This is a genomic window from Mesorhizobium sp. M0174, from assembly GCF_040322275.1.
Lineage (GTDB): Bacteria > Pseudomonadota > Alphaproteobacteria > Rhizobiales > Rhizobiaceae > Mesorhizobium.
This window is the reverse complement of the sequence record NZ_JAMYTB010000021.1, coordinates 1-16,467: the sequence shown is the minus strand read 5'-3', so window position 1 is coordinate 16,467 and position 16,467 is coordinate 1. Positions and strand designations below refer to the sequence as shown.

The window sequence follows — 16,467 nt, the reverse complement described above, 5'->3', positions numbered from 1 at the left end:
TTAGATTGTACTAACATTGTACAATAAAAAGGCCGGATTTCCGACCTTTTTGAGCGACACAAGAGCAGCATCGCTCACTTGACGATGACGATGCTGGTGTTGGCCGGGCCGAAGACCTCGACGAGCTGGTAGAAATCGGCGGCGTTGTCCGGATGCAGACGCACGCAGCCATGCGAGGCCGGCTGGCCGAGGCGCTTGATGGCGCTTGTCGCATGTACGGCGTAGCCGCCGTTGAAGAACACCGAATGCGGCATCGGGGCGTTGTCGTATTTCTTCGAATACCAAATTTCATGCATGCGGGTCGGCTTGAACGAACCGGTCGGTGTGACGTGCGTCCTGTCGCCCGTCGAAACCTTCCAGGCGAATGTCGGCCGGCCGTCGACCAGAATTTCCATGGTCTGCTGAGATAGCGACACACGCGCGACGATCTTGTTGGCGGCGGCGTGGGCTGCGCCGTTGCCGGCACTGACAAGCAAGGCAGTACCGGTGATGACGGCGGCGGCGATGTTGATGAGCTTGGCGGAAATGGCAGTGTACATGATGTCTCCCCTATTCTGCCGGTCGGGACCGGCCCAATTGATGACCGGCTTATCGGGGCGTCATGTTTCAAGCCGATTTCGCAAGATGCTCGTTTGTGTTTCGATTCTGTTTCCCCTGGTTAACAGAAAAGGTCCGTGCAAAGCAGCTTGCAGTTGCATGACGTCGTCATGACGGGTGGCGTGTTTGCCTAGGCGGATCGGCCAAACCGCGGCGCCAATACGCGATTGCCTTTCGTTTGATGGGAATTCACCTGACTCCGAAACCGAGCTGCAACAAAGCGCAGCGTCGGCGGCATGATCCGGATACAGCGAACAGGCAAAGTTGACCTAACGAAAACAGCGGGCAACGAACGATCGGAAGCCAACACTGTTTTCGCTACGGCCTGGATTGATCTGGACACTTTCCAGCCTGCGCGTCGACCGGCTCAAGCCCCTCTGGCGGGGGCGGCTTAGGGCCGTTGAGGATGCGCGGCGCCTCCGGCAACTTGCAGCCGAGAGGACCGAAGGCCCGCGCCGCAACGGGGGGCTCCGCTGGCGGCGCGGGCGCTTCGGGGGTTCCCCTGAAGTGCCCGTAAATTCCAATTTTGAGGAACGAACAGGATGAAAACGAAATTCGCCGCTTCCGTGCTTTCCGCCCTGCTTTACGTCCAGGGCCTGCTCGGCATTGCCGGCCTCGCCACCGTGCTGCTGAAGGAACGTGCCCATGCCGGCGAGGTCAGTACGACCGGTGACATGCCGTCCGGCCCGTCGCTTCTCGTGGTGCGCTGAAGAGCATCGGACCCTAAAGTGGAAACCGGTTTTGGGAAAACCCGATGCTCAAGACAAAGGGTGGCTGTCCTGCCTTCAATCGGCGAATTGCGTCGGCGGATCGAACCGGTAACCGGCACCCCGTATGGTGGTGATGGTTTCGGTATCGAGCTTGCGGCGCAGCCGCACGATGCGCGAATCGATCGACCGATCGAACGCTTCGGCATTTTCGGCGGGCGCGGCGGCGATGATGTCGTCCCGCGTCAGCACCTTGCGCGGGCTGGCCAGGAACAGCCTGAGCAGCGCCACCTGCCCGGGGGACAGCTGTTCTTCGGTTCCCGAGCGGTGCATGACAATGGCCGATCGGAGATCGACGGTCGCGTTCTCCAGCACGATCAGTTCCCCGGCGCTCCTGCCGCGCCGAGCCAGAAGGCCGCCGACGCGAGCCGCAAGCTCCCTGACATTGAGCGGGCTTTCGACGACGTCGGCGGCGCCGAGTTCGAGCGCCAGAACCTTGTCGACCAGATCGGCCGGGCGGCAGATCAGGATGAAATCCGGGCCACCTTCGCCGCCATGTCGCCTGAGCAGGTCTCGCCCCTCCGCCTGGCTGACGCTGTCGCCGACAACCACGACATCGATACCCTTTTCCGAAAGCAGCGATTCGGCTTCCCACGGCTGTCGCGCCGCACGGACGTCATGACCGCGCCGCTCGAGATGATCGGCGAGATCGGTGGCAATTACTTCAGCGACGGAAACAAGCGCGATAACGGATCGTGCAGCCATGTTTTTCTACCCCGCATACGGCAACCCAAGAAGAGTGCTGGACATCATGTTTATACCCAATCTACTTTCCACTGAAAGCGGGAGCGAAAGCATCGTGCGTGCACGAATTGTCATTGTCGAGGACGAGCCCGACCTGAGGGACGCGGTCGCCGAGTATCTGGGCGCCAGCGGCTATGATGTGGCCACGGCCGAAAGTGCGGCGGCGGCGCGCGACCTCTTGGAAGTGCAGTCCTTCCATCTGGCCATTCTCGACATCGCCATGCCGGGCGAGGACGGCCTGTCGCTCGGGCGCTGGATGCGGTCGAAAATGCCGATCGGCATCATCTATGCGACGGCCGCCGGCACTGCGCTCGACCGCATCGTCGGACTGGAGCTCGGCGCTGACGACTACATCGTAAAGCCTTACGAATTGCGCGAAGTGCTGGCCAGGGTGCGCAGCGTGCTGCGTCGCGTTCCGGAGCCGACCGAGCCACAAAAGGCCAAGGCTGAAACATCCGGCGGCCGCCGGTCCGTGAGCTTCGGACCCTTTCACGCCGATCTCGACGGCAGGCTCGTCACCGGCGCCAACGGCGCGGTCATTGACATGGCCAAGAGCGAGTTCGACGTGCTGGAGGTGTTCCTGACGCGCGCCAACCGGCTGTTGACGCGGGCGGCGATCTCCGAGGCGATCGGTTTCGTCGAGGATCCGGAATCGTCCCGCGCCGTCGACATCCGCATCATGCGGCTGAGAAAGAAGATCGAGGCGGATCCGGCCAATCCGAAATTCCTGCGCACGGTGCGCGGCGAAGGCTATATCTTCTCGCTGCCAGTGGGCGAAAATAACTAAGGCTTGAGGAAGCCGCGGCCAGGAAATGACGGCTGATCATGACGGCTGAAACAACACGCGTGGACGTGCAGGGCGCCAGGCAGGGCGCGGCGATGGTGGCCGTGCATGTGGTTCGCCGGCTGCGCGAAGCCGGTGACTGGCAGCGCGAGATGGAGGGTATCCTCCAAACGCTTTGCGAAGCCATGGATTGTCACCGCGGCATCCTGTTTCGCCTGCGCGAACTGCCTGGCCAGGGCTTCGCCCAGTCGGTCGCCGCTTATTGGATCGCCCCCCGGTTTGGCGGCGAGCTGGCGTCACCGACCGTCATCATGCAGTCGGTCGTCGATTCGGACCCATTGCTGGAACGGCTGGCGGAGGACGAGCGTCAAGGCAAGATTTTCGCCGGGCACACACGCGATCTCGAAGGCTTTCTGCGGACCGATTTCGAAAAGCAGAACATCAAGTCGTTCCTGTCGGTGTCGGTCTTTTCGCACGGCAATTTGTGGGGCACGCTGGCGGTCAACGACTGCATCCACGAACGCGAATGGACCGACCAGGAAGAGGCGGCGCTGCACATGGTGGCACTCGCCATCGGCGATGCCATCGAACGGTCGCCCTCCGACGCGCATGCCAGCGACGTCATTCGCCGCACCATGCTGCAGGCCTCGCTCGACGCTATCATCGTCATCGACGAGACCGGCTCGATCATCGAATTCAATCCGGCCGCCGAGAAGATGTTCGGCTATCGGCGCAGCGATATCCTCGGCAAGGACCTGCTCGATACGGTCGTGCCGGAATATTACCGCAAGGGCTATGCGTCAGGCGCCGAATACATGTCGGGCCGCGGCGCGCCGATGGTCGGCCAACGGCTTGAAACGGTCACCCAGAATGCCGCCGGCGAGGTTTTCCCGATCGAGCTGACGGCAACCGAGATGCGGGTCGCCGATCGCCAGCTGATCTTCGGCTCCATCCGCGACCTGCGCGACAAGTTGCGGGCTGAGGAGGAAATCAACCGCCAGCGCGAAAAACTGCACCAGAACGAGAAGATGGCGGCAATGGGGTCGCTGCTCGCCGGCGTTTCGCACGAGCTCAACAATCCGCTGGCCGTGGTTGTCGCCCAGTCGACGCTGCTGCACGAATTCGCCGCCGATCCGCAGACCAAGGTGCGCGCCGAAAAGGTGCGCGCCGCTGCCGAGCGCTGCGGCCGTATCGTCAAGAGCTTCCTGTCGATGGTCCGCCTGCACCCGGCTGCACAGGCAGAAACCGACCTCAACCAGGTGATCCGCGCCGCACTCGAAGTGACCGCCTATGGCGCACGGTCGAGCGGCATCATCATCGACACCGATTTCGCCAGCGGCCCACTGCTGGCCATGGCAGATGCCGACCACGTGACGCAGGTAGCCGCCAACTTCCTCATCAACAGCCAGCATGCCTTGGCCGGCGTTGCCGGCGACCGCCGGATCAAGGTCCGGACGTTTCGCAGCGACCGCGGCAATCCCGGATTCTCGGTCGAGGACAACGGACCAGGCGTGCCGGAAGCGATACGTTCACGCATATTCGAATCCTATTTCACCACCAAGCCGGTCGGTGTCGGTACCGGCATCGGTCTGTCAATCTCGAAATCGATCATCGAGCGGCACAATGGCAATATCTGGTTCGAGGAGGTTTCGCCGAGAGGTGTGCGTTTTGTCGTGCAGCTGCCGGCGATCGCGGCCGGCGCGGCCGCCGCCGGCGAAGCTCCGTCGCGGTCGAGCGGCTTGCGTCACGCGCTGATCATAGACGATGAGCCGGATGTCGCCGCGTCGCTGTCCGACATTCTGGAGTTGATGGGTATCAAGTCGCGGATCGTGCCGGCCTGGGTCTCGGCCGCCGCGACGCTGAGTGGCCATGTCCCGCCGGACATCGTGTTTTCCGATTTGCGCATGCCCGGCACCAGCGGCATAGCCGCCTATCGCGAGCTACTCGGCGAATTGCCGGGTCTGGCGCGGCGCTTCGTGCTTGTCACCGGCGATCTGATCGGCGCGAAAGGCGAGATCGAGGCGCTGCCGGCGCCGCAACGGCCGCCAATCCTCGAAAAACCGTTCAGCACGCTGGATGTGCGCGGCGTGCTCTCGGCCATTGCCGAGCAGGCCGCTCTGGGCGGCTAGACTCCGCCATCTCTCCCGGAAGAAAAAGGCTCCCGGCCGACATTGCGGCGGGAGCCTGACTGGAGTGCTGGAGGGCGCTCGCAAAAAATCAAAAAACGTTCGGCGTATCGGCCAGCCGGGCGGCGTTGGCGATCATGCGGACCGGCCGTGTCTTGCCCGACTGGGCGGCGATGACGCGCAGGCAGTCCAGGCTCTCGGCGCCCCAGGCCTGCCCCTTGCAGGCGAAATCGATCTCCGAAATCGGGAGGCGCGCCGTCTTGGTGGTGGTCGTCGCGCCATCGATGAGGTTGGCCGGCGGGTTCAGTGAGGCGAAGGCCGGACCGACGGTCGGCGTCAACGCCATGCCGGCAAATGCGGCGGACGCCAGCAGCATGAACATCGCCATTGGATGATCACTGGCGCGCTGGCGCAGCGCCAGCTTCGGGCGCCGGTCGTTACGTTGGGGACCCTGCTGGCGAAGGTCGGTATTGGTGACCTGGATTTTCGTACGCATCGTCGTTTCCTTCGGTCTTCTTCTTTTCTCCGTTGAAACGAACCTAATCGCACCTTGTAACCGGCCAACGATGATGGATTAACGATTGTGTAACCGGCATGAAACCAAGCCCGCAGCCATTCCTGGGCAACCGATCAGGCGTAGCTGCAGCGCAGGTGGCATTCTCGTTTCCGCTACCCACGGCACCAGATTCACGTCGCCTTTCCAGGCCCCAGGAGCGTCGGGCGCTCAACAAGCGTGAGGGGATTAACGTCCGGAATTCCCGGGATTTTCCCGGCTTCGATCATTCGGACTCGGCTCTCAAATCCCGCTCGATTTCCCGCTAAGAATTCTCCCCATTTTTGCAAGCCATTGCATTTCAACGGAAAATATGCTTTTATTGAACGATCATTCAATAAATAAAGAGCCTTTATGAACCCGCATCTGCGTGACGTGGCAATTCCCAACGATTGGGATCGGCGGGGGCTGCCGGGCTGGAGCTATCATTCCGACGCCTTGCTCGAACTCGAGAAAGAGCACGTCTTCCGCAATCATTGGCAGATCGCCGGCCATGTCTGCGACGTGCCGAACGCCGGCGACTATCTGACGATGGATGTTGTCGGCGAGCGGGCGCTGATCGTGCGCGGCAAGGATGGCGTTGTACGCGCCTTCAACAATATGTGCCGCCACCGCGGCAGTCGCGTCGTCGCCGACAGTCAGGGCACTTGCAAGAACGCGCTGGTCTGCCCTTTCCATGGCTGGGTCTACAATCTCGACGGCACGCTGCGCGGTGCTGCCCGCCCGCGTTCCTTCCCCGACCTCGACAAGAGCGAATTCGGCTTGATGCCGCTCGAGCTCGAAATCTGGATGGGCTTCATCTTCATCCGCTTCCGCAAGGGTGGGCCGCAGCCATCCGTGGCCGAGCTGTTGAAGCCGATCGAAGCCGAGATTGCTCATTATGGCGTCGTCGAGATGGTGCCGTCCCGGGGCATCTGGACCCAAAATACGCCGGTCAACTGGAAGTCGGTGCGCGACGTCGACAATGAAGGCTACCACGTCGCCATGGCACATCCGGCGCTGCAGGATCTTTACGGTGCGACCTATTTCGACGAGCCGTTCGTCAACGGCGTGTCGCGCTCGTTCGCCACTTACAATCCGCATGCCGGACGGCGCTGGAGCGTCGCGCAATATATCAAGCTCGCACCCGAGGCGAAGCACCTGCCGGAGCACCTGCGCAAGGCCTGGATCTACTACGGCATCTTCCCGAACAACGTGCTGTCGATCATGCCGGAATCGGTGCAGTTCTATCAGGAATTCCCGCTGTCGACGGGTGAGACGCTGCTGCGCGGCGGCATCTACCGCTATCGCGACGAGACCAGGCAACAGGCGGCTGCGCGCTACCTATCCCACCGCATCGATCGCGACACGCTGGCCGAGGACGTGCAGCTTTCGATATGGTCCAACGAATCCATGCTGTCCGAAGCCTTCGGAGGTTTTTACCTCTCCGATCTCGAATATGGCGTGCGCACCCACCACGACCATTTGCGTAAGCAAATTCCCGTGCTCGGATTGGAGACCGCGCCCGAGGAGAAGGATATGTGGGCACTCAACGAGGCGCTCAAATCACGCTCCTGACGCCTTGGTCCTCAGGCCCAAATGGCGACCGGAATACCGAAACGATCGGCGAGCGGCGGATCCGGAAACGGCATTGCCTCGCCTCTGACGATGCGTCCGGCAACCACCATCATCGCCGCGGCATCGAGGAAATCGTCGGCGGCCGCGCCGCGCGGCGGCGTCTGGTCGAGAAAATCCTCGCTATGACCATGCTGGGCAAGCAGCGCCTGGCGTTCGGCCATGCCGGCCGGATTGATGTTGCCCCTGATCTTCTTGGGCAGGCGCATAGCGCGGTCGCCGTTCAGTTTGCAGAAGGCAACTTCCGGATGCGATTCGAAGACGCGGCTGCGCAGTTCGGGCCGCGCGATCAGCAGCGAATCGATCTCGCGGATCTTGGCGAAGATGCCGAAGGCCTGGATCGAGACGCCGCGCGGCGGATCTGATGTCGTCCTGGCCACCTCGCTTGCCTTGCGATGTGCGGCGTACCAGGCATCGACCGTGGTGAAAGCTTCGATCTCGGCGTAGAGCGCGGCGCGGGAGGGAATGGCAAAGACACTGGACTGCCGGGCCCCGAGCAGCGGCCGCACCAGCGCCTCCGGGCCGCGACCGCCTCTTTGCGAGAAATCGGGCAGGCCGATCGGCATGTCGACCGCCACGATCGCATTGACGGGCAGTCGGTCGAGCAACGCCGCGAAGCTTGGGAAAACGGCTGTAGACGGTGCCGCACCGGGATCGCGGCGGACGGCTATCCAGCCAGCCTTGCAACCGTCGACGCCGACAAGCACAACGTCCTCGGGCACAACGCTCTCAGGCACGACATCGTCGGGCACCACATGGCCGGGCGCAACATGCTCGGGCGCAACATCCTGCGGCACGGCGTTTTCGGCCTGCGTCACGCCCGGCGGTCCCGTTCCGGATGCAGGAGATGGCGAAGCTGCACCATCGCCATTGGGTGCGACAGGCTCTGGGCATCGGTCTCGAGCTGCAACTCGTCGCCGCCGCGCTTAGCGGTGCGCGCCAGGATCTCGTAGACCGCCGCAGTGGTCGATTGCAGAGCCTTGGCGGCCGGCTGGCCGGACAGGATCCGCGCCAGGTAAACGGCAGCCGTCAGGTCGCCGAGCCCATTCGGCGGCTTGTCGATGAGCCGGTGTTCGGCGAGCAGCGCCTCCCTGCCTGTGAGCAGCAAATTGCCGGTGCCGCCGGCCATCGTCGCCGGCGCCGATGTGACCAGCATGGCCGGTGGGCCGGCCTGCAGGGCCGCAGCCATTGTCGATTTCAGGTCTGGCAGCGGCGCTCCGGCCATCCATTCCAGCTCGTAGCGGTTGGGCGTGGCGATATCGGCGATCGGCATCAGGCGGTCGCGCATGGCGATGGCGGTCGGCTCAGGTACGTAGAGGCCGCCCGAATCGCCCATCACCGGGTCGCAGATATAGAGGGCTTCCGGTGTCTTCGCCTTGACCGCGCCGACGAGCGAAGCAACGGCGTCGGCCTGGCCAGCCTCGCCGAGATAGCCGGACAGCACGGCGCCGACCTCGCCCAGCCACGGCGCGCGCTCGAGGTCGGTCATCAGCGCCTTGAACTGGTCCAGCGGCGGCACGATGCGGGTGGCCCGGCCATGGCCCGGATGCCAGGGCAAAATGACGGTCGGCACCGCCCAAACCGGAAAGCCGAGCGTCTCCAGCGCAAAGACGGCGGCACGGTTGCCGACCGAGCCACGTGCGACATGGCTGGAGACGACGATGACCGCGCGCGGCGCGTCGGTTTTCTCGGCACTCATTGATTTTCCTAACTGCCTCTGGTGACGAAAAGCACGAGCCAGATCAACAGGCCGATGGCAATAAGCAAGCCCGCTGCCCGACCGATGCGGGTGCCCCAATATTCGATCGGATCCGACCGGTCGGCATCGGCCGCGGTGACGCGGTCGCGCGCACCTCTGGCTGTTCGCGCGAGGAACGAGGTGCCGCCCGGGTCGGTCTCGCGCGCCACCCGTTCGATGATGCGGCGCGATTCCGCGTCGCTGTCGTGGCGTTTCGCCATGGTGACGTCCCGTTTTATGCCGAGCTTAACCCGTTCGCCTCGTCTGTCACAGGGCCCGACGGCGAATGGTAGAAAACCAGTAACACTTCTCGGCCGAAGTCATTTTCTTACGCAAGGATTGTGCTAATGCTTCGCCTGCCAATGCTATCGAGGGGACCTTATCATGCTTGCCCAGCGCCTTTCTTCACCGCCAATCTTCCGTAATATAGCTGCGTTCCTGGTCATGGCCGTCATGCTGCCGCTGCTTGCGGGCTGCGGCTACAACACCATCCCGACAGCTGAGGAAAACGCGAAGGCAGCGTGGAGCGAGGTGTTGAATCAATACCAGCGCCGCGCCGATCTCATCCCCAATCTTGTCAATACGGTCAAGGGATACGCCGCGCACGAGAAGGATACGCTCGACGCCGTGGTCGAAGCGCGCGCCAAGGCGACGCAGGTGACCGTGACGCCGGAAACGCTGAACAATCCGGAAGCCTTCAAGAAATTCCAGGACAGTCAGGCCGGCTTGACCAGCGCGCTGTCGCGCCTGCTGGCGGTGGTGGAGAACTACCCCGATCTCAAGGCCAACCAGAACTTTCTGGCGCTGCAAGCACAACTCGAAGGCACCGAGAACCGCATCACGGTCGCCCGCCGCGACTATATCCAGGCAGTGAGAGAGTACAATCTGACGCTGAGGACCTTCCCGTCGGTGATCTGGGCGACCTTGTGGTTTCGCGGCAACCAGCCGTTTGCGAATTTCACCATCGAGGAGGATAAGATGCAGCCGCCGAAGGTCGATTTCGGCACCAACACCACGCAAGGCGGGTGAACGGCGCCTGTTGAGCCTGGGCCTGTTGGCCTTGTATTCCTTCGCGCCCCCCTCTGTCCTGCCGGACATCTCCCCACAGAGAGGGGTGGGAAGAAACGCCGCCCTGATTTTTCTTGGCTTCGTTCTAACCTTTCTCCTGCTCCCTCTCATCGTTCTCGCCGCCGAATTGCCGGCGCTGACCGGACGGGTCGTCGACAATGCCGGCATCATCGATGCCGCGACCGAGGCGGCGCTGACGCAGAAGCTTGCCGATTTCGAGACCAAAGGTTCGGACCAGATCGTCGTCGCGACCATCCCCAGCCTCGACGGCGAGGAAATCGAGCCTTACGCCAACCGGCTGTTCCGCGCCTGGAAACTGGGGCAGGCGAAGGAGAACAACGGCGTCCTGCTTCTGGTGGCGCCGAACGACCGCAAGATGCGCATCGAGGTCGGCTATGGGCTGGAAGGCACGCTGACCGACCTGCACACCAAGCTGATCATCGAAAACGACATGGTGCCGGCCTTCCGGGCCGGCGATTTCTCTGGCGGCATCAGCAAGGCCGTCGATGACATGATCATGGTGCTGGAAGGCAATCCCGAAGAGCTGGAAGCGCGCGGCAAGCGCAACCAGCAGGCGCCGTTCAACAGCGACGATCTGTTCTTCACGATCTTCATAGCCATCTGGGCAATCATCTTTTTCGGCGGCCTCGCAGCCTCCATCCTGCCGCCGATCTTCGGCAAGAAGATCGGTCCGGGCCGCTATCGCTGGTTGGGCATGACCTTCGAGCCAAACCGGCGGTCGTCCGGCGGCTGGTCGGGAGGTTCCGGCGGGGGATGGTCGTCGGGTTCAAGCGGTGGCGGGTTTTCCGGCGGCGGCGGTTCGTCCGGTGGCGGCGGCTCCTCGGGAAGTTGGTGACGAGATGACAAGACACGCCATCAGCCCGGTGGAATTCAGCCGTTTCATCAAAACGATCGGCACCGCGCTTATGGCCATGGCGGTGCTGCTGGTCGGCTTCGCGGCTATTGCCGCCGAATTGCCGGCGCTGACCGGACGGGTCGTCGACAATGCCGGCATCATCGATGCCGCAACCGAGGCGGCGCTGACGCAGAAGCTTGCCGATTTCGAGACCAAGGGTTCGGACCAGATCGTCGTCGCGACCATCCCCAGCCTCGACGGTGAGGAGATCGAGCCTTACGCCAACCGGCTGTTCCGCGCCTGGAAACTGGGCCAGGCGAAGGAGAACAACGGCGTCCTGCTTCTGGTGGCGCCGAACGACCGCAAGATGCGCATCGAGGTCGGCTATGGGCTGGAAGGCACGCTGACCGACCTGCACACCAAGCTGATCATCGAAAACGACATGGTGCCGGCCTTCCGTGCCGGCGATTTCTCTGGTGGCATCAGCAAGGCCGTCGATGACATGATCATGGTGCTGGAAGGCAATCCCGAAGAGCTGGAAGCCCGCGGCAAGCGCAATCCGGCGAATGACAATCCTGTCGATCCCATCTTCGTGCTGTTCATCGTCCTGTGGGCGACGATGTTCTTCGGCGGCTTGGCAATGGCATTCCTGCCGCCGATCTTCGGCACGAAGCTGTCGCCGGGCGTGTACAAGTGGCTGGGGATGACGTTCCGCTACGGCCGTGGGCCAGCTTCGTCATCCTCCGGTGGCGCTGGCTGGACGTCGGGGACCTCGTCCGGCAGTGGCTGGTCGTCTGGAAGTTCCGGCAGCGGTTGGTCGTCCGGAAGTTCGGGCGGTGGGTTTTCAGGTGGCGGCGGTTCGTCCGGCGGCGGCGGTTCTTCAGGAAGCTGGTGAGACATCAATCATGGCAACACGACCGATCAGCCCCGAAGATCATGAGCGGATCGCCGATGCGATCCGCGCTGCCGAAGCAAAGACCGACGGCGAGATCTACTGCGTCGTGGCGCATGCCAGCGACGGCTATTTCTTCCCGGCCGCTTTCATGGCGATGCTCGGCATGCTCGTCGTCAGCCTCGCCGTCGGTTACGGGCTGGAAGCCTGGTGGCTGTCGATCCGCTTGCCGCATTTCGTCATCGCCGAGCTTCTGGCGCTTGCCAGTGAGCTCATCCTGTTGTGGGCATTGCCCGCATTGCGCATCCATTTGGTGCCGAGGCGTCTGCGCTACCAAGCCGCCCACGCCAATGCGATGAAGCAGTTCCTCGCCCGCAACGTCCACCGCACCACGGCGCGCACGGGCGTGCTGGTGTTCGTCTCGATCGCCGAGCGCTATGCCGAGGTGGTCGCCGACAGCGGCATCGATTCTCGTGTCGGCCAGCATGTCTGGGACGGTGTCGTCCGCGACCTTACGGCGCATGCCGGCGACGATCGGCTTGCCGACGGGTTCGTCAAGGCGATCGAAGCGGTCGGTGCGGTACTGGCCGAGCATTTTCCGGTCTCGACCGGCGACAGCAACGAACTGGACGACCATCTGGTCGAGATTTGATCTCGCTAAAAGCGGTTTTCCAGCGTCTCAAGGACGCACTGTTCGGCTGTGTGAAAGCATCGCGGCGGCCGACCGGACTCTTGCAATCGGGCGCGGCGGGTTTATGGTTAACCAATCATGAATACGCTGAGCATCGACATCAGGAAAGCCGAACCACGCGATGCAGCCGCCATTGCCGACGTGCATCTCGAGGCCTGGCGCGGCGCCTATTCGGGCATCATCCCGCACCGTACACTGACATCGATGATCAACCGCCGCGGTGCCGATTGGTGGGCAAATGCCATTCGCCGCGCCGCCACCGTCCTGGTCGTCGAAATCGGCGGCAAAATTGCCGGCTACGCGACGATCGGCAAGAACCGAGCACGTGAGCTCAGGCAGCAGGGCGAGATCTACGAGCTTTACCTGCGGCCCGAATATCAAGGCATCGGGCTCGGCAGCCGGCTGTTCGCAGCCGCACGGGCACGGCTGGCCGACCATGGCCTGAAAGGCATGGTGGTTTGGGCGCTGGAAGACAATCAGAACGCACTTGCCTTCTATGCCGGCGCCGGCGGCCGCGATGTGGCCGAGGGCGTCGAGATCTTCGAGCAGAAGGCGCTGAAGAAGGTCGCTTTCGTCTGGGAATGACGGCCAGCGCATGATCCGGCCGGTTTCGGTTCGGACGATCCCCCCAGTACCATTCGCCGCATTGCACCATTCGCCATCGGCCGCTATCGATCTTCAATCGAGAGAGGGATAAAGCGATGCGGATCGAAGCGATTGCCAGCGGAAAGAACCCGCCCGAGGACGTCAACGTCATTATCGAGGTGCCGATCGGCGGCGAGCCGATCAAATACGAGATGGACAAAGAGGCCGGCACGCTGTTCGTCGACCGCTTCCTTCACACTTCGATGCGCTATCCCGGCAATTACGGTTTCGTACCACACACGCTATCGGGCGACGGCGACCCGATCGACGTGCTGGTCTGCAACACGCGCGCGCTGGTGCCAGGCTGCGTCATCAATGTGCGGCCGATCGGCGTGCTGGTGATGGAGGACAATGCCGGCCAGGACGAGAAGGTCATCGCGGTGCCTTCGCCCAAGCTGACCTTACGCTACGAGGACGTCCACGAATACACGCAATTGCCTGACATTACCCGCCAGCAAGTGCAGCATTTCTTCGAGCACTACAAGGATCTCGAACCCGGCAAATGGGTTAAGATCGAAGGCTGGTACGATGCGGCCTATGCCAAGAAGATGATCGTCGAGGCAATCGAGCGGGCCAAGCGCAAATAATTATCGGGCGCAAATAATCAGTTGTCGACGCGGCCGAAAGCGGGCGCGTCGCCGATCACTACGCGCTTGTCCTTGCCGCAGGCGAAGGTGCGTGCCTTCTCGTCGGCAAGCTTGCGCGCCTGATCGTTGGCGGCGGGATTGCCGGTGGCGAGCACAAGGCCGATCGTGCAGCCTTCGTGGGCGTCAGGCTGGGCAACCTTGGCGACGATCAACACTTCCGTCGACTTGTTCTCGCCCTCGGTATCGCTGATCGAGCGACGATGAATGACGGCGAACGGAATGGTAGTTTTGCCGTTGGTTTCGATCCGCCACTCGACTTTAGGTCCAGCCGAGTTGAGGCCGGAAAAGCTTTCCCAGACCGTGGTCATATCGCCGGGTGGAAAGCCGTAGAACAGCGATTCCCGCGCGTCGTCGTAGGAAACCATCACCGGGTAGCCGCCATAACCCGAACAGGCGAGGTCGGCCCAGTCGCCGTCGCCTTCCTCCGCCTGGGCATAAGTCACGCAGTCCTTCTCCCAGACGAGATCGGTATAGACGCTGGATATGTCGCCAGCCCGGGCGGCGTTGCAGAAGCCGGCGAAGGCAAGCGGGATCAAAAGAGCGCGCATGGCGGACAACTCCGTTCGGGCTGCCGCAGCGTACCGTCAAATCTAGCAGCAGCCTAGACGAACTCAGGCTGCTCACAGTGATCTGGTAAACGGAACGCTATTTCTTCAAGCTTGCCTCGATCAGAAGGTCGGCGTTGCGGGCGACCGACTGCGCCGGCCCGCCGACACCGAACAGCTGGCCGCTGATATAGGCGCCCTCGATCAGGAGCAGCAGCCCGTCGCCTAGCGTGTCGGCGTCGCCGGCGCCCATCTCTGCCGCCATGGCACGCAGGCGCCGGCGCAATTCCCGCTTGTTGGCTTCGCTCACGACGCGGGCTGGATGGCCATGTTCGGGATATTCGACCGCGGCATTGGTCATGCCGCAGCCGCGATAATCGGGCCTTTGCGTACGCTTGCCGACACGCGTCAGGAAGGCGAGGATCTGCGCGCGCGGATCGCCGGGATGGGCATTCACCGCCTCGTCGAAGCGCTCCCAAAATTCGAGGTCATAGTGCCGGAGATAGGATGCGGCCAACTCATCCTTGGACGGAAAGCTGCGGTAGAGGCTCGGCTTGGTGACGCCGGCACGCCGCACGATCTCGTCGACGCCGATCGCCCTGATGCCTTGCCGGTAAAACAGGTCGCGCGCCACCTGGAGAATCCGTTCGGCGGCGCGAGGCGGCGGTGCGTCATTCGCCTTGATCGTTGGTTCAATGCTTTTCATGTCTGGTGTACCGATTAGCTGGTTGACAATGTTACCGGTCGGTACGTATGTTTCGCGCTCCTGCAACGTACCGGTCAGTAACATGATAGCTCAATCCCGCCCGTTTGGCCAGCGCTACGCTTTCGTCGTGGTCGCCGTCATCTTCCTTTGCCTGCTGATCGCAGCGGGCCTGCGTTCGGCGCCGGCAGTCATGATGCTGCCGCTGGAGAACAGTTTCGGCTGGCGGCGCGACGTCGTCTCACTGGCCGCTGCCACTGGCATCTTCCTCTATGGCCTGACCGGGCCGTTTGCCGCGGCGCTGATGGAGCGGATCGGGCTGCGCCGCACCTTGCTTGCCGCGCTGCTTTTGATGTCGGGATCGACCGCGCTCAGCCTGTTGATGACCAAGCCGTGGCATCTGCTCCTCACCTGGGGCGTGTTTTCCGGCGTCAGCTCGGGCGCCGTCGCCACCGTGCTCGGCGCAACCATCGTCAACCGCTGGTTCAAGACCAATCGCGGCCTGGTGATGGGACTGATGTCGGCGTCCAGCGCCACCGGGCTGCTGGTCTTCCTGCCGTTGCTCGCCTCGCTCGCCCAGTCAGGCGGCTGGAAGCCGGTCGCCATCGCCATTGCCGTGGCCACCGCCTGCCTGGTGCCGCTGGTCTATATGCTGGTGCCGGAGCGCCCGGCCTCGATCGGCATGGTCCGCTATGGCGCCGATGCCAACGACGTGCCGCCGGCGCCGCCGGCCGCGCAAGGCAATTTCCTTTCGCATACGCTGAGCACGCTGCGCCGCGCCGCCGGTACACGTGTGTTCTGGTACCTGTTCGCCACTTTCTTCGTCTGCGGCTTCACCACCAACGGGCTGGTCGGCACGCACCTGATCGCCTTTTGCGGCGACATGGGCATAGGCGAAGTGCAAGCCGCCGGCCTGCTGTCGATGATGGGCATTTTCGACCTGATCGGCACGACGCTATCGGGCTGGCTCACCGACCGTTTCGATCCGCGCAAGCTGCTCGGCGTCTATTACGGCATCCGCGGCCTGTCGTTGATCTATCTGCCCTATTCCGGCTTTTCGGCAACCAGCCTGATCATCTTCGCCGTGTTTTACGGACTGGACTGGATCGCCACGGTGCCGCCGACGCTGAGGCTTTCCAACGAGGCGTTCGGCGACCGCAGCGGACCGATCGTCTTCGGTTGGATCGTCGCCGGCCATCAGGTTGGCGCCGCGACAGCGGCCTTCTTCGGCGGCACCATGCGCGAGCTGCAAGGCAATTACGAGCTTGCCTTCCTGATCGCCGGTATGACGGCAATAGCCGCCGCCTGCATCTCGCTGCTGATCAACACCAGCCGCCCGGCCTTCGAGCCGGAACCGCAGGCGGCTTGAGTTGCAACGGCTGAGCGCTAATCTTCCCCCTGTTTGGACCGGGGACATCGCGAACAGGTGTGCGAGGACATCGCGAACAGTTTGGCGCGCTTTGCGCTGGGGGGTTCGGGATGCCATTCGAGGACACG

At 62.9% G+C, this 16,467-nt stretch carries 19 protein-coding genes; 11 read left to right on the top strand and 8 right to left on the bottom strand.

All coding sequences use genetic code 11. From position 1 onward, the window contains the following. Positions 1 to 74: 74 nt before the first annotated feature. Positions 75 to 539 carry a L,D-transpeptidase gene (locus tag NKJ13_RS26035; protein WP_254817760.1) on the bottom strand — a complete coding sequence of 155 codons (465 nt, stop codon included), beginning with the start codon at positions 537 to 539 and terminating at the stop codon, positions 75 to 77. Between the two features lie 600 nt (positions 540 to 1,139). Between NKJ13_RS26035 and NKJ13_RS26030 the strand changes: the two genes are divergently transcribed. Continuing rightward, entirely contained in the window at positions 1,140 to 1,307 is a 168-nt protein-coding gene (locus tag NKJ13_RS26030) for a hypothetical protein (protein ID WP_254817759.1), read from the top strand. A 75-nt stretch (positions 1,308 to 1,382) separates the two neighbouring features. Here NKJ13_RS26030 and NKJ13_RS26025 read toward each other — a convergent pair whose 3' ends face one another. Then, complete coding sequence (locus NKJ13_RS26025; protein ID WP_292663715.1) at positions 1,383 to 2,069, bottom strand: response regulator transcription factor; 687 nt, start codon at positions 2,067 to 2,069, stop codon at positions 1,383 to 1,385. 46 nt (positions 2,070 to 2,115) lie between these two features. Here NKJ13_RS26025 and NKJ13_RS26020 point away from each other — a divergent pair, with 46 nt between their 5' ends. Together NKJ13_RS26020 and NKJ13_RS26015 are read left to right on the top strand one after the other, a co-directional pair. After that, entirely contained in the window at positions 2,116 to 2,895 is a 780-nt protein-coding gene (locus NKJ13_RS26020) for a response regulator (RefSeq protein ID WP_254817757.1), read from the top strand. 38 nt (positions 2,896 to 2,933) lie between these two features. Further along, entirely contained in the window at positions 2,934 to 5,021 is a 2,088-nt protein-coding gene (locus NKJ13_RS26015) for a PAS domain S-box protein (RefSeq protein ID WP_254817756.1), read from the top strand. Positions 5,022 to 5,109: 88 nt separating this feature from the next. On the opposite strand, the gene NKJ13_RS26010 is transcribed toward NKJ13_RS26015, so the two are convergent. Beyond that, positions 5,110 to 5,514, bottom strand: a complete 405-nt coding sequence (locus NKJ13_RS26010; RefSeq protein WP_352740825.1) for a hypothetical protein — start codon at positions 5,512 to 5,514, stop codon at positions 5,110 to 5,112. A 411-nt stretch (positions 5,515 to 5,925) separates the two neighbouring features. Here NKJ13_RS26010 and NKJ13_RS26005 point away from each other — a divergent pair, with 411 nt between their 5' ends. Next, a complete protein-coding gene (locus NKJ13_RS26005) occupies positions 5,926 to 7,128 on the top strand; it encodes an aromatic ring-hydroxylating oxygenase subunit alpha (RefSeq protein ID WP_352740823.1) in 1,203 nt (400 codons plus the stop codon). Between the two features lie 11 nt (positions 7,129 to 7,139). Here NKJ13_RS26005 and NKJ13_RS26000 read toward each other — a convergent pair whose 3' ends face one another. From NKJ13_RS26000 to NKJ13_RS25990, 3 genes are all read right to left on the bottom strand, one after another. Next, positions 7,140 to 7,907, bottom strand: coding sequence for a DUF429 domain-containing protein (locus NKJ13_RS26000; RefSeq protein WP_352740837.1), 768 nt, complete (start codon positions 7,905 to 7,907; stop codon positions 7,140 to 7,142). Positions 7,908 to 7,999: 92 nt separating this feature from the next. Next, positions 8,000 to 8,884, bottom strand: a complete 885-nt coding sequence (pdxY, locus tag NKJ13_RS25995) for a pyridoxal kinase PdxY (protein WP_352740821.1) — start codon at positions 8,882 to 8,884, stop codon at positions 8,000 to 8,002. Between the two features lie 8 nt (positions 8,885 to 8,892). Further along, positions 8,893 to 9,144, bottom strand: a complete 252-nt coding sequence (locus tag NKJ13_RS25990) for a hypothetical protein (protein ID WP_254818056.1) — start codon at positions 9,142 to 9,144, stop codon at positions 8,893 to 8,895. Between the two features lie 163 nt (positions 9,145 to 9,307). On the opposite strand from NKJ13_RS25990, the gene NKJ13_RS25985 reads away from it, so the two are divergent. The 6 genes from NKJ13_RS25985 (at position 9,308) to ppa (ending at position 13,662) form a co-directional block, all read left to right on the top strand. Next, positions 9,308 to 9,952 (top strand): LemA family protein, encoded by a 645-nt coding sequence (locus NKJ13_RS25985; protein ID WP_352740819.1) that lies wholly within the window; start codon positions 9,308 to 9,310, stop codon positions 9,950 to 9,952. Positions 9,953 to 10,037: 85 nt separating this feature from the next. Next, the gene (locus tag NKJ13_RS25980) at positions 10,038 to 10,847 is read left to right on the top strand and encodes a TPM domain-containing protein (protein WP_352740817.1); all 810 of its coding nucleotides are present in this window, start codon (positions 10,038 to 10,040) and stop codon (positions 10,845 to 10,847) included. Positions 10,848 to 10,851: 4 nt separating this feature from the next. Continuing rightward, positions 10,852 to 11,742, top strand: coding sequence for a TPM domain-containing protein (locus tag NKJ13_RS25975; protein WP_502899777.1), 891 nt, complete (start codon positions 10,852 to 10,854; stop codon positions 11,740 to 11,742). Between the two features lie 10 nt (positions 11,743 to 11,752). Then, on the top strand, positions 11,753 to 12,391 hold the full coding sequence (locus NKJ13_RS25970; protein ID WP_352740815.1) for a TPM domain-containing protein: 639 nt from the start codon (positions 11,753 to 11,755) through the stop codon (positions 12,389 to 12,391). Between the two features lie 117 nt (positions 12,392 to 12,508). Next, the gene (locus NKJ13_RS25965; protein ID WP_254817749.1) at positions 12,509 to 13,015 is read left to right on the top strand and encodes a GNAT family N-acetyltransferase; all 507 of its coding nucleotides are present in this window, start codon (positions 12,509 to 12,511) and stop codon (positions 13,013 to 13,015) included. 116 nt (positions 13,016 to 13,131) lie between these two features. Further along, positions 13,132 to 13,662 (top strand): inorganic diphosphatase, encoded by a 531-nt coding sequence (gene ppa, locus NKJ13_RS25960; RefSeq protein ID WP_023721304.1) that lies wholly within the window; start codon positions 13,132 to 13,134, stop codon positions 13,660 to 13,662. A gap of 17 nt (positions 13,663 to 13,679) precedes the next feature. Here the strand turns inward: ppa and NKJ13_RS25955 are convergent, their stop codons facing one another. Continuing rightward, positions 13,680 to 14,270, bottom strand: coding sequence for a hypothetical protein (locus NKJ13_RS25955; RefSeq protein WP_352509070.1), 591 nt, complete (start codon positions 14,268 to 14,270; stop codon positions 13,680 to 13,682). A gap of 97 nt (positions 14,271 to 14,367) precedes the next feature. Beyond that, positions 14,368 to 14,973 (bottom strand): TetR/AcrR family transcriptional regulator, encoded by a 606-nt coding sequence (locus tag NKJ13_RS25950; protein ID WP_352509069.1) that lies wholly within the window; start codon positions 14,971 to 14,973, stop codon positions 14,368 to 14,370. 82 nt (positions 14,974 to 15,055) lie between these two features. On the opposite strand from NKJ13_RS25950, the gene NKJ13_RS25945 reads away from it, so the two are divergent. After that, the gene (locus tag NKJ13_RS25945; RefSeq protein ID WP_352509068.1) at positions 15,056 to 16,339 is read left to right on the top strand and encodes an MFS transporter; all 1,284 of its coding nucleotides are present in this window, start codon (positions 15,056 to 15,058) and stop codon (positions 16,337 to 16,339) included. Positions 16,340 to 16,467: the final 128 nt, after the last annotated feature.

Excerpts from the sequence above, each read along its gene's own strand:
- NKJ13_RS25990 (WP_254818056.1), bottom strand. The coding sequence starts at position 9,144 with ATGGCGAAACGCCACGACAGCGACGCGGAATCGCGCCGCATCATCGAA.
- NKJ13_RS25945 (WP_352509068.1), top strand. The coding sequence starts at position 15,056 with ATGATAGCTCAATCCCGCCCGTTTGGCCAGCGCTACGCTTTCGTCGTG.
- pdxY (WP_352740821.1), bottom strand. The coding sequence starts at position 8,884 with ATGAGTGCCGAGAAAACCGACGCGCCGCGCGCGGTCATCGTCGTCTCC.
- NKJ13_RS25950 (WP_352509069.1), bottom strand. The coding sequence starts at position 14,973 with ATGAAAAGCATTGAACCAACGATCAAGGCGAATGACGCACCGCCGCCT.
- NKJ13_RS26010 (WP_352740825.1), bottom strand. The coding sequence starts at position 5,514 with ATGCGTACGAAAATCCAGGTCACCAATACCGACCTTCGCCAGCAGGGT.
- NKJ13_RS26015 (WP_254817756.1), top strand. The coding sequence starts at position 2,934 with ATGACGGCTGAAACAACACGCGTGGACGTGCAGGGCGCCAGGCAGGGC.
- NKJ13_RS25955 (WP_352509070.1), bottom strand. The coding sequence starts at position 14,270 with ATGCGCGCTCTTTTGATCCCGCTTGCCTTCGCCGGCTTCTGCAACGCC.
- NKJ13_RS25965 (WP_254817749.1), top strand. The coding sequence starts at position 12,509 with ATGAATACGCTGAGCATCGACATCAGGAAAGCCGAACCACGCGATGCA.
- NKJ13_RS26005 (WP_352740823.1), top strand. The coding sequence starts at position 5,926 with ATGAACCCGCATCTGCGTGACGTGGCAATTCCCAACGATTGGGATCGG.
- NKJ13_RS25975 (WP_502899777.1), top strand. The coding sequence starts at position 10,852 with ATGACAAGACACGCCATCAGCCCGGTGGAATTCAGCCGTTTCATCAAA.
- NKJ13_RS26025 (WP_292663715.1), bottom strand. The coding sequence starts at position 2,069 with ATGGCTGCACGATCCGTTATCGCGCTTGTTTCCGTCGCTGAAGTAATT.
- NKJ13_RS26030 (WP_254817759.1), top strand. The coding sequence starts at position 1,140 with ATGAAAACGAAATTCGCCGCTTCCGTGCTTTCCGCCCTGCTTTACGTC.
- NKJ13_RS25970 (WP_352740815.1), top strand. The coding sequence starts at position 11,753 with ATGGCAACACGACCGATCAGCCCCGAAGATCATGAGCGGATCGCCGAT.
- NKJ13_RS26035 (WP_254817760.1), bottom strand. The coding sequence starts at position 539 with ATGTACACTGCCATTTCCGCCAAGCTCATCAACATCGCCGCCGCCGTC.
- NKJ13_RS25985 (WP_352740819.1), top strand. The coding sequence starts at position 9,308 with ATGCTTGCCCAGCGCCTTTCTTCACCGCCAATCTTCCGTAATATAGCT.
- NKJ13_RS26020 (WP_254817757.1), top strand. The coding sequence starts at position 2,116 with ATGTTTATACCCAATCTACTTTCCACTGAAAGCGGGAGCGAAAGCATC.
- ppa (WP_023721304.1), top strand. The coding sequence starts at position 13,132 with ATGCGGATCGAAGCGATTGCCAGCGGAAAGAACCCGCCCGAGGACGTC.